Source organism: Microbacterium sp. SW12 (assembly GCF_055391095.1).
On record NZ_AP024335.1, the window covers coordinates 104,996 to 117,072 of the forward strand.

14 protein-coding genes and 1 pseudogene are annotated in these 12,077 nt (G+C 67.5%); 10 read left to right on the forward strand and 5 right to left on the reverse strand.

Annotation, left to right across the window (positions count from 1 at the left end; genetic code table 11):
- Positions 1–41: 41 nt before the first annotated feature.
- From MICSW_RS00520 to add (MICSW_RS00545), 6 genes and pseudogenes are all read left to right on the forward strand, one after another.
- On the forward strand, positions 42–824 hold the full coding sequence (locus tag MICSW_RS00520; RefSeq protein WP_228179320.1) for an ABC transporter ATP-binding protein: 783 nt from the start codon (positions 42–44) through the stop codon (positions 822–824).
- On the forward strand, positions 814–1,647 hold the full coding sequence (locus MICSW_RS00525; protein WP_292735208.1) for an ABC transporter permease: 834 nt from the start codon (positions 814–816) through the stop codon (positions 1,645–1,647). Before MICSW_RS00520 ends, MICSW_RS00525 begins: the two co-directional genes overlap by 11 nt.
- 2 nt (positions 1,648–1,649) lie before the next feature.
- Complete coding sequence (locus MICSW_RS00530) at positions 1,650–2,531, forward strand: ABC transporter permease (protein ID WP_228179272.1); 882 nt, start codon at positions 1,650–1,652, stop codon at positions 2,529–2,531.
- A 97-nt stretch (positions 2,532–2,628) separates the two neighbouring features.
- A pseudogene (gene add, locus MICSW_RS00535) lies at positions 2,629–3,572 on the forward strand (adenosine deaminase).
- Entirely contained in the window at positions 3,569–4,186 is a 618-nt protein-coding gene (locus tag MICSW_RS00540) for a helix-turn-helix domain-containing protein (RefSeq protein WP_464496456.1), read from the forward strand. Before add (MICSW_RS00535) ends, MICSW_RS00540 begins: the two are co-directional and overlap by 4 nt.
- Positions 4,183–5,223: an adenosine deaminase gene (add, locus tag MICSW_RS00545; RefSeq protein WP_228179269.1), complete on the forward strand. Its 1,041-nt coding sequence runs from the start codon at positions 4,183–4,185 to the stop codon at positions 5,221–5,223. Before MICSW_RS00540 ends, add (MICSW_RS00545) begins: the two co-directional genes overlap by 4 nt.
- Here add (MICSW_RS00545) and MICSW_RS00550 read toward each other — a convergent pair.
- Entirely contained in the window at positions 5,220–5,783 is a 564-nt protein-coding gene (locus tag MICSW_RS00550) for a hypothetical protein (protein ID WP_464496457.1), read from the reverse strand. The genes add (MICSW_RS00545) and MICSW_RS00550 overlap by 4 nt on opposite strands.
- A gap of 183 nt (positions 5,784–5,966) precedes the next feature.
- On the opposite strand from MICSW_RS00550, the gene MICSW_RS00555 reads away from it, so the two are divergent.
- Together MICSW_RS00555 and MICSW_RS00560 are read left to right on the forward strand one after the other, a co-directional pair.
- Positions 5,967–6,509: an RNA polymerase sigma factor gene (locus MICSW_RS00555; RefSeq protein WP_292726917.1), complete on the forward strand. Its 543-nt coding sequence runs from the start codon at positions 5,967–5,969 to the stop codon at positions 6,507–6,509.
- Positions 6,506–6,973, forward strand: coding sequence for a hypothetical protein (locus MICSW_RS00560; protein WP_464496458.1), 468 nt, complete (start codon positions 6,506–6,508; stop codon positions 6,971–6,973). The genes MICSW_RS00555 and MICSW_RS00560 overlap by 4 nt, the downstream gene beginning before the upstream one ends.
- A 165-nt stretch (positions 6,974–7,138) precedes the next feature.
- Here MICSW_RS00560 and MICSW_RS00565 read toward each other — a convergent pair whose 3' ends face one another.
- Positions 7,139–7,771: a LysE family translocator gene (locus MICSW_RS00565; protein ID WP_464496459.1), complete on the reverse strand. Its 633-nt coding sequence runs from the start codon at positions 7,769–7,771 to the stop codon at positions 7,139–7,141.
- A 75-nt stretch (positions 7,772–7,846) separates the two neighbouring features.
- Here MICSW_RS00565 and MICSW_RS00570 point away from each other — a divergent pair, with 75 nt between their 5' ends.
- Entirely contained in the window at positions 7,847–8,191 is a 345-nt protein-coding gene (locus MICSW_RS00570; RefSeq protein ID WP_292801229.1) for a TfoX/Sxy family protein, read from the forward strand.
- 120 nt (positions 8,192–8,311) lie between these two features.
- The gene (locus tag MICSW_RS00575; protein ID WP_464496460.1) at positions 8,312–9,133 is read left to right on the forward strand and encodes an alpha/beta fold hydrolase; all 822 of its coding nucleotides are present in this window, start codon (positions 8,312–8,314) and stop codon (positions 9,131–9,133) included.
- A gap of 137 nt (positions 9,134–9,270) precedes the next feature.
- Here MICSW_RS00575 and MICSW_RS00580 read toward each other — a convergent pair whose 3' ends face one another.
- From MICSW_RS00580 to MICSW_RS00590, 3 genes are read right to left on the reverse strand one after another with little or no spacing between them, the layout of a single operon-like run.
- On the reverse strand, positions 9,271–10,836 hold the full coding sequence (locus tag MICSW_RS00580; protein ID WP_464496461.1) for a GMC family oxidoreductase: 1,566 nt from the start codon (positions 10,834–10,836) through the stop codon (positions 9,271–9,273).
- A 13-nt stretch (positions 10,837–10,849) separates the two neighbouring features.
- Positions 10,850–11,467, reverse strand: a complete 618-nt coding sequence (locus MICSW_RS00585; protein ID WP_347424745.1) for a thiamine pyrophosphate-dependent enzyme — start codon at positions 11,465–11,467, stop codon at positions 10,850–10,852.
- Entirely contained in the window at positions 11,464–11,964 is a 501-nt protein-coding gene (locus MICSW_RS00590) for a thiamine pyrophosphate-binding protein (protein ID WP_195692721.1), read from the reverse strand. Before MICSW_RS00590 ends, MICSW_RS00585 begins: the two co-directional genes overlap by 4 nt.
- Positions 11,965–12,077: the final 113 nt, after the last annotated feature.

The window sequence follows — 12,077 nt, forward strand, 5'->3', positions numbered from 1 at the left end:
TCACGACGGGCTCTGCAACGACCGGTGCCCAGGGCGAGTCCCTGGGCACCGGCCTGCAGATCTCCGGACTGAACAAGGTCTTCACCACCGGAAGAAAGACCGTCACGGCGCTCCAAGACGCCAACCTACACACCGAGCAGGGCACCTTCCTGTCCCTCCTCGGACCCTCAGGATGCGGAAAGTCGACGATCCTGCGCATCCTCGCCGGTCTCGAGCAGCCCACCAGCGGCACGACCCGCGTGGACGGGAAGAGCCCGAAAGAGTTGCGCAAAGAGAACAAGCTCGGCATCGCCTTCCAGGACTCGGCACTGCTTCCCTGGCGCAGCGTGGTCTCCAACATCCGTCTCCCCTTCGAGATCGCTGGCGCGTCGGTCGACAAGGCGTATGTCGACGAGATGATCGCCCTCGTGGGACTCAAGGGCTTCGAGAAAGCCAAGCCTGCGCAGTTGTCGGGTGGCATGCGGCAGCGTGTGTCCATCGCGCGATCGCTGATCATGAAGCCCGAGGTGCTGCTCTTCGACGAGCCCTTCGGCGCGCTGGACGACATGACGCGCCAGAAGCTCAACCTCGAGCTCCTGCGCATCTGGACTGAGAAGCCCGCGACGACACTGCTGGTGACGCACGGCATCTCGGAGGCGATCTTCCTCTCTGACCAGGTGGCAGTCATGAGCCCGCGCCCGGGCCGGATCAAGGAGGTCATGACGATCGACCTCCCGCGCCCCCGTACCCCCGAGATGATGCGCACCCCCGAATTCCACGCCTACGTCGACCAGGCATCCGAGCTGCTGTTCGGTGTCGGAGGAGCAGCGGCGGATGACCACTGAGAGCCCCACGCGCGGTCGCGCGATCGAGTGGGAAGACTTCCGTCTCCCGCCGTGGCTGATCGGTGTCATCGGCGGTATCGGCATCATCCTGCTGTGGTGGATCCTCGCTGCCACCGTGTTCTCCAATGTCGGTCCCTCGGGTGCCAGCGCGATTCCCACCCCGTTCCAGGTCGTTCAGATCATGGTCGAGACGGGCCCGCAGTACTACATCAACAACTTCGCCGTCACTCTCGCTGAGGCCGGTATCGGCTACCTGTGGGGGAACGGCCTGGCGCTTCTGCTTTCGGGGTTCGTGCTCCTCGCACCGCGCCTGGAGGGGGTCGCCATGCAGCTCGCGATCCTCACGTACTGCATCCCGATCGTTGCCATCGGCATGCTCGCGGTCATCGTCATCACCCCTCCCAAGGTCGGTGAGCCCAGTGGCACAGCTATCGTGCTGGCCGCGCTGTCGGTGTTCTTCACGACGGTCGTCGGCGCGCTTCTCGGCCTCAAATCAGCTGACAAGTCGAGCCTTGACCTGGTCACGGTCTACGGCGGATCGAAGTTCACACAGCTCATCAAGGTGCGGCTGATCGCGGCCCTTCCCGCGACGCTCAGCGCGCTGCAGATCGCTGTTCCCGCTGCCTTCCTCGGTGCCGTCCTCGGTGAGTTCTTCGGCAAGATCGAGGTCGGGGTGGGGCTTGCGATGATCCTCGCGCAGCAGGCGTCGAACGGGCCACAGGTATGGGCGCTGGCGCTTCTGAGCGGGGGCGTCGCGCTTCTCGGTTTCGCGCTCGTCGGGTGGATCGCCAAGGCGATCGCCCCCTGGTCGAAGGGACGTTGACGATGGCGCAGATCACGCTCACCGGAGCCACCGACATCCAGGCGGAAACAGCGAAGCTCACCGCCAAGCTGCGCACCCAATCCACCCGCGCCGTACTGCGTGCGCTCGGCTGGTCGACGCTCACCCTCGTGCTCACCATCGTCGCCGTTCTGGTGATCTGGGTGGGCCTGCTGTGGGCTCTTCAGCTCTCGCCCCTGATCGCCAAGGGGCCTATCGACGTCTGGAACTGGCTGTTCACCGTTCCGGCTGCCGAGGCCAACCGCACGATGTTGCTGGGGAACCTCATGGTCACGCTGGGCGACGCCGCGATCGGCTTCGTCGCAGGCCTCGTCGTCGCTCTCCTTGCCGCCCTCGCGTTCGAGCTGAACAAGGGCATCGAACACGCCCTCATGCCGGTGGCGATGCTCCTGCGTTCGGTGCCGCTGATCGCGATGGCTCCGGTCATCATCCTGATCTTCGGTCGCGACTTCTGGACGGTAGCTGTCATCGGTGGCATCGTCGTTCTCTTCCCGGCTCTCGTGAACATTTCGTTCGGACTCAAGTCCGCGCCGCCGATGATGAACGACCTCGTGGATGTCTACGGCGGCGGAGCGTTGACGAAGCTTCGCAAGGTGGCGTTCCCCTCCTCACTTCCCGCCTTCTTCGCCGCGGTGCGCATCTCGGTTCCCGGTGCCATCACCGGAGCCCTGCTCGCAGAATGGCTCGCGGTCGGCGGCGGAATCGGTGGCTCGATCGGCGGATTCGTCCCGCAGGCGCAATTCGCGGCACTGTGGGCATCGGTCGTGGCCGTCACCGGCGCATCCCTGGTGCTCTACAACCTCATCCAGATCGTTGAGGATGTCGTGCTGGCCCGCATGGCGATGCATCCGCAGAAGGGCGTTTGAGCGCACCATGGCACCGTCTGAGCTGGCGAGCTTTGCCCGCGGGCTTCCCAAGGCCGAGCTGCACCTGCACCTGGAGGGCACACTCGAGCCCGACATGATGTTCGCGCTCGCGCAGCGCAACGGGCTGACCCTGCCCTACAGCGATGTCGCAGCGGTGAAGGCTGCCTATGACTTCACTGACCTGACGAGCTTTCTGGCGGTCTACTACCCGGCGATGGGTGTGCTCCAGACCGCGGATGACTTCCATGACCTTGCCTGGGCGTACCTGCTTCGGGCGAAGGAGCAGGGCGTCGTGCACGCCGAGCTGTTCTTCGATCCGCAGGCGCACACCGGTCGCGGCATCCCGTTCGCGACCGTGATCGGCGGCTATCGCCGCGCGGTCGTGCGGGCTCAGGCCGAGCTCGGGATCTCGGCCGAGCTGATCCTGTGCTTCCTGCGGGACCTCTCGGCCGAGCACGCGATGTCGACGCTGCTCGAGGCACTGCCGTACCGTCACTGGATCGTCGGCGTGGGCCTTGACTCCGATGAGCGCGACAACCCCCCGCGAAGTTCGCCGCGGTCTTTGAGAGGGCGCGCGCTGAGGGGTTCCTGGTCACGATGCACTGCGACATCGACCAGCCAGGGTCCATCGACCACATCCGTCAGGCGCTCGAGTTCGGCGTCGACCGGATCGACCACGGCACCAACATCGTCGAAGATCCCGACCTCGTCGCTCTCGTGGTCGAACGCGGGATCGGGCTGACCTGCTGCCCGGTGTCCAACTCTTTCGTCACCGAGCAGATGAAATCCGACGAGATCGTCTCGCTGCTGCGCGCAGGCGTCCGCGTGACCATCAACTCCGACGACCCGGCCTACTTCGGCGGTTACGTCGGTGACAACTACGTGGCGCTCGCCGAGCAGGCGGGGCTCTCGGCATCCGATCTGGTCGAGCTTGCCCGCAACTCGTTCCACGCCTCGTGGCTCACCCCCGCGCGCCGAGCCGCCTACCTCGAGCTGGTGGACGAGTACGCGATCGCGGCCGGGGTACGCTCGGCCGCATGAGCGTGCCCGACGGTCTCGACGAGCGTGCCGCAGGCGCTCGCCTGGGAAGCCACATCCGGATGCTGCGCAAGACCCGCGGGCTGACCCTCGTGCAACTGGCCGAGCGCACTGAGCTCTCGCATCCGTTCCTCAGCCAGCTCGAGCGCGGGCTCGCGCAGCCGAGCCTGGGGTCCCTGCGCCGTATCGCGATCGCGCTCGAGACCAGCCCTATCGAGCTCATCGCGGCAGCCGACGCATCGGATGAGTCCGGATCGTTCGTCGAGGTCAGCCGCCCCGGCGAGGGGGAGATCCCCGACGGTTTCGCCTCGGGAACGGCACGGATGCTGGCGCAGCGCGCGCGCACGTTCCACCCGATGGAGGTCGTGTCAGACAGCCTCGAGCCGGGTGAGCGATTCGTCCACGCCGAAGACGAGTTTCTGTATGTGATCGAAGGCCAGGTGCGCATCGAACTCGGCGATCAGACGTGCGATCTCGAGCCGGGGGCATCGGTCTACTACACCGGCGGCACCACCCACCGGTGGTGGTCGGCCGACGGGAAGCCGTGTCGACTGCTCGTCGTGAAACAGGTTCCGGGGCGATCCCCGCCTCGCGCTTCCGGAGAGGTGACCGCGTGATCTCGTACGCCGACTATCTGCGCCTGCTGCCCAAGACCGAGTTGCACTGCCACTTCGCGTCGACGATGAGCGCCGAACTGTTCATCGAACTGGCAGCCAAGCACGGAGTCGAGCTGCCGACCACCGACCCTGACGAGCTGTTCGACTTCGCTCACCTGGTCGACTTTCTGGTCGCATTCCGTTTCGCGCATGATGTGCTGCGCGATCCCGAAGACTTCGAGCGTGTCGCCTATGCCGGTGTCGCCGAAGCCGTCGCCGACGGCAATCTGCGCTATCGCGAGTACTACGTCAACCCGCAGTACTTCGCCGACCGGGGCCTCGACTACACCGACGTGATCGACCCGATCATCGCGGGACTTGCCCGGGCCGAGAAGGACTTCGGCGTCGGGTTCCGGGTCGTTGTCGCGATCAATCGGCGAGCTGACGCGGCATCCGCTGTCGACCTCGTGCGCGAGATGATCGCGCATCCGCGCCCCGAGGTGGTGGGGCTCGGTCAGGACGATCTGACCCCCGAGAACACGGAAGATCCGGGACGGTTCGTCGAGGCTTACGAACTGGCTCGCGAGCACGGCTTTCTGTTGACGGCGCACGTCGGTGAGACCGACCATGCGACCCCGGATGCCGTCCGCGTCGCCATCGAAGAACTGGGCTGCGACCGGCTCGACCATGGGTATCGCATTGTGGACGACCCGGAGATCGTCGCGCTGGCCCGCGACCGCGGTATCGGGTTCGCTGCGACGCCGCTGTCGACGACGATCTGCTCGGGGTGGACGATCGACACCGATCACCGCATCCGTCGCATGATCGATGCGGGGCTCGCGGTGAACGTCTCGACCGACGACGCGATGTTCTTTCGCACCGACATCGGCCGGGAGTACACCGAGGGGCTCCGCCTCATGGGGGTGACGGCAGACGAAGCCAAGCAGATCGCCCTCAACGGCATCGATGCGGCCTTCTGCGACGACGCTCAGAAGGCGCGGTTGCGGGCGGACTTCCGCGCTGCCTTCCGGGCGCTGGATGCCGCTCTGGAACCTTAGGCAGCCCAGCGGATAGACGAGGCCTGGTCGTTCATGGCGCTTCCGACATACGACGAGTTCGTGTAGTAGCCGTAGGACGATCCGCCGTAGTTCGTGTTCGCGAAGATGGCTGTCCGGCAGTTTGAGTACGACCGGAACGATGAGATCCGGTTGTCCCAGCCGATCGAGCCGAGGTTCGTGTAGCCGTGTGAGTACCCGTAGCATCCGTTTTGGCTGACGCTGGCGACGTACGAGGCACCGTCGTAGCCGGAGTTCTCGTAGAAGATCCCGATGACGGTGCTCGCGAGAGCGACGACCCCCGCGCGGGCATCGCGCGTGGCCTGAAGCTTGACATCCGATCCCACCGCGCCGTCGGGAGTCGAGATCGCGATGCCGTAGGCGTCGTAGACGGCATTCGCGAGGTCGGCGGATGCCGCGACACACAGCGATCGTCCGGTGTCGAGCTCTTGCCAGCAGCTCTGGGTGCGGTCGGGGGTGCCGGCGCTGGCGGCAGATGCGGTGAGGGCTACGCTGCCTAACACGAACAGGGCGGTGGCGACGGCGCCAAGTGACTTTCTCATGTCGGTGGCTCTTTCTCGGGTGCGACGGATGATGGAGCCAGGTTCCCAGGAATTGCGGTCGGCGCACCAGAGCGCTTTTCGCTGTTGAGGCCGGACCTCTCCCGCACCACCAGCGAATGGGAACCCGCCGCGGGGGAGAATAGGACGCGTTTGATCGGTGCGCATCGTCGGAAGGAGCCTCGAGTGGTCGATTCCGCACAGGCCTTCCCCAGTGCGTGGGGACGCTGGTCGGGCGACTACCCCCGTGACGACACCGCCCTCCTCGACCGGCTGCGAGCCGGCGACGATTCAGCGCTGAGTGCGCTGCACGAACGGCATGTGCGCGTGGTGCACGGCGTCGTCACCGACCTCGTTGCGGCACAGCCCGACGCCGAGGAGGTGACCCACGACGCGTTCTTGACGCTCTGGCGCAAGAGCCGGCGGATCACGTTCGTCGGCGCCTCATGCTTGCCATGGCTGGTGGTGACAGCCGATACTCGTGCCAGGGAACTCGCGCACCCTGACCGGTCTAGCCGGAGACACCGCGCCGCCGTCGACACGCTAGATCGCGCGGGTGAGCTCGCCGATTCTCGGGGGTCGGATGGATGGCGGGAAGTTCAGCGGATCGTCGCGACGCTGAGCTGGCCCGATCGGGAGGTATTTCGGCTCTGCGCCGTCGACGGGCTCAGCTATCGACAGGCCGTACGGCGGGTGTCGGACTCTGTGGGGGATCGGAGGGGGCGATGACGGCAACGGAGCCGGACTTCGACCGGATGCGGACAGTGCTCATGCACGACGTCCAGCGTCTTCGTGTGCGGTCCCGCGTCCGCAAGAAGGTCGGCGTCTTCGTGGGAGCCGGGGTGCTCGTTGCCGCGACCACCGCGGGGACGCTGCTCGCCCTGGCTTCAACGGAGTTGCGTCAGAACTCGGCATCCTGCTTCGAGGCGGCATCCCTCGACAGCGTCGTGCAACAGGTGGGCGACCCCTCGGCTGCGGGGGAGGATCGGGTCTCTCGGGCGATCGACCTCTGCGCATCCGTCTGGAGCATCGGCCTCATCGGTGCCGGGCTCGACGGGCCCCCACCGAACGACGGGCAGACCTACCCGGTGCCAGACCTGTTCGTCTGCGTACAGCGGGATGACACGCTAGCGGTGTTTCCCGAGACCGCGGGCGTGACCTGCGACGACCTCGGACTTCGGGCGGCCGACTGACTCGACCGAGCGCGCGTCAGGCTTCTTCGGTCGCGCCTTCGCGCGGGCCTAGGCCGCCGCAACCCGCACCACGGCGCGACCGACCGTAGAGCCGAGCTTCTTCGGTCGCGTCTTCGCGCGGGTCTGGGGCGCCGCTACCCGCACTACGGCGCGACCGAACGTGTGTCAGGACTTCGAACCGGTGAGGGCGAGCGCGCCGCCGAGGCCGATCATCATGACGCCGCCGGTGGCCGACAGGGTCGAGATGCGTCGGGGTGAGCGAGCGAACCATGCGCGTGCGGTGCCCGCGGCAAGGGCCCAGATGCTGTCGGATGCCAGCGCCAGCGCCTCGAAGACGAGACCGAGCAGCAGGAGCTGCAGCCAGACCGGGCCCGCCGTCGGATCGACGAACTGCGGGAGCACCGCGACGAAGAACGCAATCGTCTTCGGGTTGGTGAGGCCCACGATGAAGCCCTCGGCCAGGAGCCGACGCGTGCGGGTCGGCCGCTGCTGGATGCCGGGGATGTGCGCGTGGCGGTGGCGGATTGCCTGGATGCCGAGGTAGACGAGGTAGAGAGCGCCGGCGATCTTGATCACGGTGAACGCCACGACCGACGAGGCGACGATCGCGCCCACGCCGAAAGCGACAGCGATGACCGCGGGGATCGTGCCGAGCGCGTTGCCGACGACACTGAGGACGCCGGCGCGGCGACCCAGCGCAATGGCGCGGCCGATGACGAACAACACGCTGGGGCCGGGGATCACGATGATCACCAACGACGTGAGTATGAACGCCACCAGGTTCTCGATCGGGATCATGAACGAACGTTAGCGGGTCGGTGTTTCGGGCGGAGTACGCTCGCGCCAAGGCGGTGCGAGGCCGGAGGGGGCAGGATGTCGGCATCCGACGAGCGGGAGCAGCTGGCGGCGCGGATCCGCGGGATGATCACGGATGTCGACGTCCGCGAGATGCGCATGTTCGGGGGCGTCGGATTCATGGTGCGTGAGGCGCTCGCGATCGTCGCGGAGCGCGGCGGCAGCGCGTTGGTGCGGACCGACCCGGTGAAGCGAGACGAGCGCCTGGCGCGCGGTGCGATCCCCGCCACGATGGGCAACGGCCGGGTCATGGGCGATGCCTGGCTCCGGGTTCCTGCCGAGCAGGTGGCAGACGACGCCGAGCTCGCGGACTGGGTGGCGATCGGCATCCATGCGGGGGATGTCTTGCGCGGCGAGGCGTAGCGCGAAGCGGGTTTCGTTCGGTCGCGCCCTGTTGCGGGTCGGTTGAGCGAGTGGCCGCAGTTCGACGCGACCGAAGTGGCTCCGCGGGATGTCGGATGCCGCTGCAACGGTGGATGCACAATGACTCCTCTCTCGCACTCCTTCGACTGGCGCGGTCGCACTGTCGCCTGGGATCGGCTCGGCGACGGGCCTCCGCTCGTTCTTCTTCACGGCACGCCGTGGTCGTCAGAGCTGTGGCGTTCGATCGCACACGCGCTCTCGCGAACCCACACCGTCTACCTGTGGGACATGCCCGGATACGGACAGTCGTCGATGCATCCTGATCATGCTGTCGACATCTGTGTGCAGGCCGAGCTGTTCGCGGCGCTGCTGGATCACTGGGGTCTCGAGCGGCCGCGCGTTATCGCGCACGACATCGGCGGTGCGGTCGCGTTGCGGGCTCGACTGTGCCATGGGGCTCGCTACGCCGCGCTGGGGCTCGTGGATGTTGTCGCCCTCGCGCCGTGGGGTTCGCCCTTCTTCCGTCTCGTGCGAGATCACGCCGAGGTTTTCGAGCAGATCCCTCCCGCCATCCATCGCGGCATGGTCGAAACCTATATCCGGGGTGCGAGTGCGCGCGGCCTGCGGGATGAGGACCTCGCGATGCTCGTCGAACCGTGGACGACGGATGCGGGACGGGCTGCGTTCGTACGGCAGATCGCGCAGGCATCCGAACGCTTCACCAACGACATCGAACCGCGGTACGGCGAGATCGACGAGCCGGTGCACATCGTGTGGGGAACGGCTGATGCTTGGATTCCCATCGATCGCGCACATCGCCTCCAGCGGGCCATCCCCCACGCCTCCCTCACCCTGATCGAAGGCGCCGGTCACCTCGTGCACCTGGATGCTCCGGCTGAGCTCGCCGGCGACCTCGTGCGCTGGGCTACCGCTACTCGTTGAGTCGCGCCGTTCTGCGGGAAGTCATGGCTGCAACCCGCACGATGGCGCGACTGAGTCGGGTGGCGCACCGTTCGGTCGCGCCGATTTGTGGGTGAGGATGCCGGGTGCCCGCGTTTCGGCGCGACCGAACGGTGGAATCAGTCCGCGGCGATGAGCTCGGCGGCGCGCTCGGCGATCGCCACGGTCGGGGCTTGCGTGTTCGCGGTCGGGATGATCGGCATGACCGAGGCATCCGCAACCCACAGCCCCTCGAGTCCGCGCACCCGCAGCCCAGGGTCGACGACGGCGAGCTCGTCGGTGCCGATACGGGCGGTGCCGACGCCGTGGAAGAAGCTCCCGACGTTCTCGCGCACGAACTGCACGCGCTCGGCGCGATCGGTCATCGACGGCGGAGGCGTCAGCGGTTCCGGATGCAGGTCGGCATACGCGGGACCGGCGACAAGCTCTTGTGCGACATCCATCGCCTCGACCATCGCGACGAGATCCTTCGGGTCGGCGAGGTAGTTCGGCTGGAACTCGGGCGGCACGGTCGGGTCGGCCGACCGCACCCGCACCCACCCGACAGAGCGGGAGCCGTAGAGCCCCGGCACTAGCGCGAACATCTGATCGCCGCCGAGGTCGTAGCGCGCGTGCAGGGCCTCATCGCCGCGGGAACCGTGCGCGATGACCGTGTGCAGGTCGGGTCCGCGCTCGGCGTAGGAGCTCCGCCAATTGAGCATCGTCCCGCCCCCGTTGCCGATGACCGGCCCGAGTCCTTCGCGGGCGCGGAAGTTCACGCCCAACACGAGCGGATGGTCTTGGAAGTTCTCTCCGACGCCCGGCAGCGCATGCCGGGGACGGATGCCGACAGCCGCCAACCGGTCAGGATCACCGATCCCCGACAGTTGCAGCAGGCGCGGGGTGTCCATGGCGCCGGCGGCCAGCACGATGCGGTCCGCGGTCGTGGTCACTTCGCGTCCGTCGATCAGGTGCGTCACGCCGGTCGTGCGGGAGCCGGCGAGGTCGATCCGGTGCGCGGGGCTGTCGACGAGCACGTCGAGGTTCGGCCGCCCAAGGGCTGGCTCGAGGTAGGCGCGGGCGGTGCTCCAACGTTCGAACGAACCGTCCTCACCCTCGATGGCGTTGTAGTCCGCGAACACCGCACCCTCGTTCGACGGGCCGTTGGCGTCATCCAGCACCGGCAGTCCGCGCGCGGCCGCGGCATCCAGGAGCGCCGTCGCGATCGGATGCACGCGCGAGAGTGGCGCGACCCGCACCGGTCCGTGGAGCCCGCGGTAAGCGGGGTCACCGCCGGGTCGAGTCTCGGACCGCCTGAAGTAGGGAAGCAGGTCGTCGTATCCCCAGCCGGTCGCGCCGGCATCCGCCCACGCGTCGTAGTCGGCGCGGGCGCCGCGGTACCAGAGCATCGCGTTGGTCGACGAGCTGCCGCCGAGCACGCGCCCGCGGGGCATCGCGATCGAACGCCCCAGCACATGCGGGGTCGGCGCCGACCGGTAGCCGTAGTCGAGACGGCCGCCGATGAGGGCATCCCAGTGTGCGGCATCCAGAATCTCGCGCAGCCCGCGATGATCGGGGCCTGCCTCGATGAGCAGCACGCGCGCGTCGGGGTTCTCGCTCAACCGCGCGGCCAGCACGCACCCGGCAGCGCCGGCGCCCACGACGAGGTAGTCGTAGGCGCCGGTCGGGGCCGTGACGACGCCCATCAGCCGCACCCCATCAGTTGTGCTCGCTGGGGCCCATGATCGTGATGCCCTCGATCTTCTCGACGTGGCGCACGAAGATGTACTTGTCTTCGCGGCCGTCCGAGTGCTTGCGCTTGATGCCGGGCTGCAGGATGCCGTCGGTCTTCGCGACCACGATGTAGGGCTCGGTCGCGGCAAGGCCGGCGGCGCAGTGCGCGTCGAACTCCTCGAGCGTGTGCGCCGTGAACGCTTTCTCGACCCCGGCGCCGCGGGCGATCGCGGCGAGGTCGACGCGTCCCTTCGCGGTGTGGGTCGCGGGTCCGCCGATCGACTGGTACTGCTCGTTGTCCCACACGACGATGAAGAGGTTTCCGGGCTGCTCGTTGCCGAGGGTCGCGAGGATGCCGAGGTTGAACAGCAGCCCGCCATCGGTGTCGAGCGAGACGATCTGGCGGTGGGGCAGGCCGACGGCCAGGCCGAAGGCTTCGCCGCTGACGCATCCGAGTTGCTGCTGGAACAGGCTCGCCTCGCGCATGTGCGGGGCGGCGTTGTACCACTCGTCGACGGCGCCGCCGAGGGACAGGATGACGAGAGCGTCGTCGGTGAGGCGCTTGCCGAGAAGCTCCATGGCCTCGAATCTGCTGTAGCTCATCGGACGAGCCCTCCTCCCAGGACGACGGCGGCGTGGTAGTACGACGAATAGGCGGTTTCGTAGGCGTCCACGACCGCCTGCTCGACCTCGTCGACCTCACGCACGATGCGGTACGGGGTGCGCAGGGCTCCGAGGAGGGGCTCCATCGTGATGCCGTGCGGGATCGCCCACCAGTTGTTTTCGCCGAGCTCGCCCCGGTAGCTCATGATCATGACGACCGGGATGCCGGCGCCCAGGCCCAGGCGCGCGAGGTGTTCGGTCGCGGCGCGCAGGCCCGAGTTCTCCATGACGAGCACGGCGCGCTTGCCCGAGAGGAACACGCCCCCGGCGATCGCGGCGCCCTCGCCCTCGTTGGTGACGGGGATCGTGCGGATGTCGGGGTCGGCATCCAGCGCGGGGTACAGCTCCTTCAGGAGCGAGTCGGGCAGGTAGGTCGCGACGGAGACCCCGGCGCGCTTGAGCCCGCGGATCACCGCCTCGACGGCTTCGGCTTTCATACGTGCAGTCCTTCGGGTTGGGGTTGACGTCTCGGCGGGGTGGTGTTTCTGCAGTCCCCCTTCGTTTGCCGCAACACGCCGTGCGCTGCTGGGGCGCGGGGCGTTTTGGGGCA

Excerpts from the sequence above, each read along its gene's own strand:
- MICSW_RS00525 (WP_292735208.1), top strand. The coding sequence starts at position 814 with ATGACCACTGAGAGCCCCACGCGCGGTCGCGCGATCGAGTGGGAAGAC.
- MICSW_RS00530 (WP_228179272.1), top strand. The coding sequence starts at position 1,650 with ATGGCGCAGATCACGCTCACCGGAGCCACCGACATCCAGGCGGAAACA.
- MICSW_RS00540 (WP_464496456.1), top strand. The coding sequence starts at position 3,569 with ATGAGCGTGCCCGACGGTCTCGACGAGCGTGCCGCAGGCGCTCGCCTG.
- MICSW_RS00550 (WP_464496457.1), bottom strand. The coding sequence starts at position 5,783 with ATGAGAAAGTCACTTGGCGCCGTCGCCACCGCCCTGTTCGTGTTAGGC.
- MICSW_RS00560 (WP_464496458.1), top strand. The coding sequence starts at position 6,506 with ATGACGGCAACGGAGCCGGACTTCGACCGGATGCGGACAGTGCTCATG.
- MICSW_RS00565 (WP_464496459.1), bottom strand. The coding sequence starts at position 7,771 with ATGATCCCGATCGAGAACCTGGTGGCGTTCATACTCACGTCGTTGGTG.
- MICSW_RS00570 (WP_292801229.1), top strand. The coding sequence starts at position 7,847 with ATGTCGGCATCCGACGAGCGGGAGCAGCTGGCGGCGCGGATCCGCGGG.
- MICSW_RS00575 (WP_464496460.1), top strand. The coding sequence starts at position 8,312 with ATGACTCCTCTCTCGCACTCCTTCGACTGGCGCGGTCGCACTGTCGCC.
- MICSW_RS00580 (WP_464496461.1), bottom strand. The coding sequence starts at position 10,836 with ATGGGCGTCGTCACGGCCCCGACCGGCGCCTACGACTACCTCGTCGTG.
- MICSW_RS00585 (WP_347424745.1), bottom strand. The coding sequence starts at position 11,467 with ATGAGCTACAGCAGATTCGAGGCCATGGAGCTTCTCGGCAAGCGCCTC.
- MICSW_RS00590 (WP_195692721.1), bottom strand. The coding sequence starts at position 11,964 with ATGAAAGCCGAAGCCGTCGAGGCGGTGATCCGCGGGCTCAAGCGCGCC.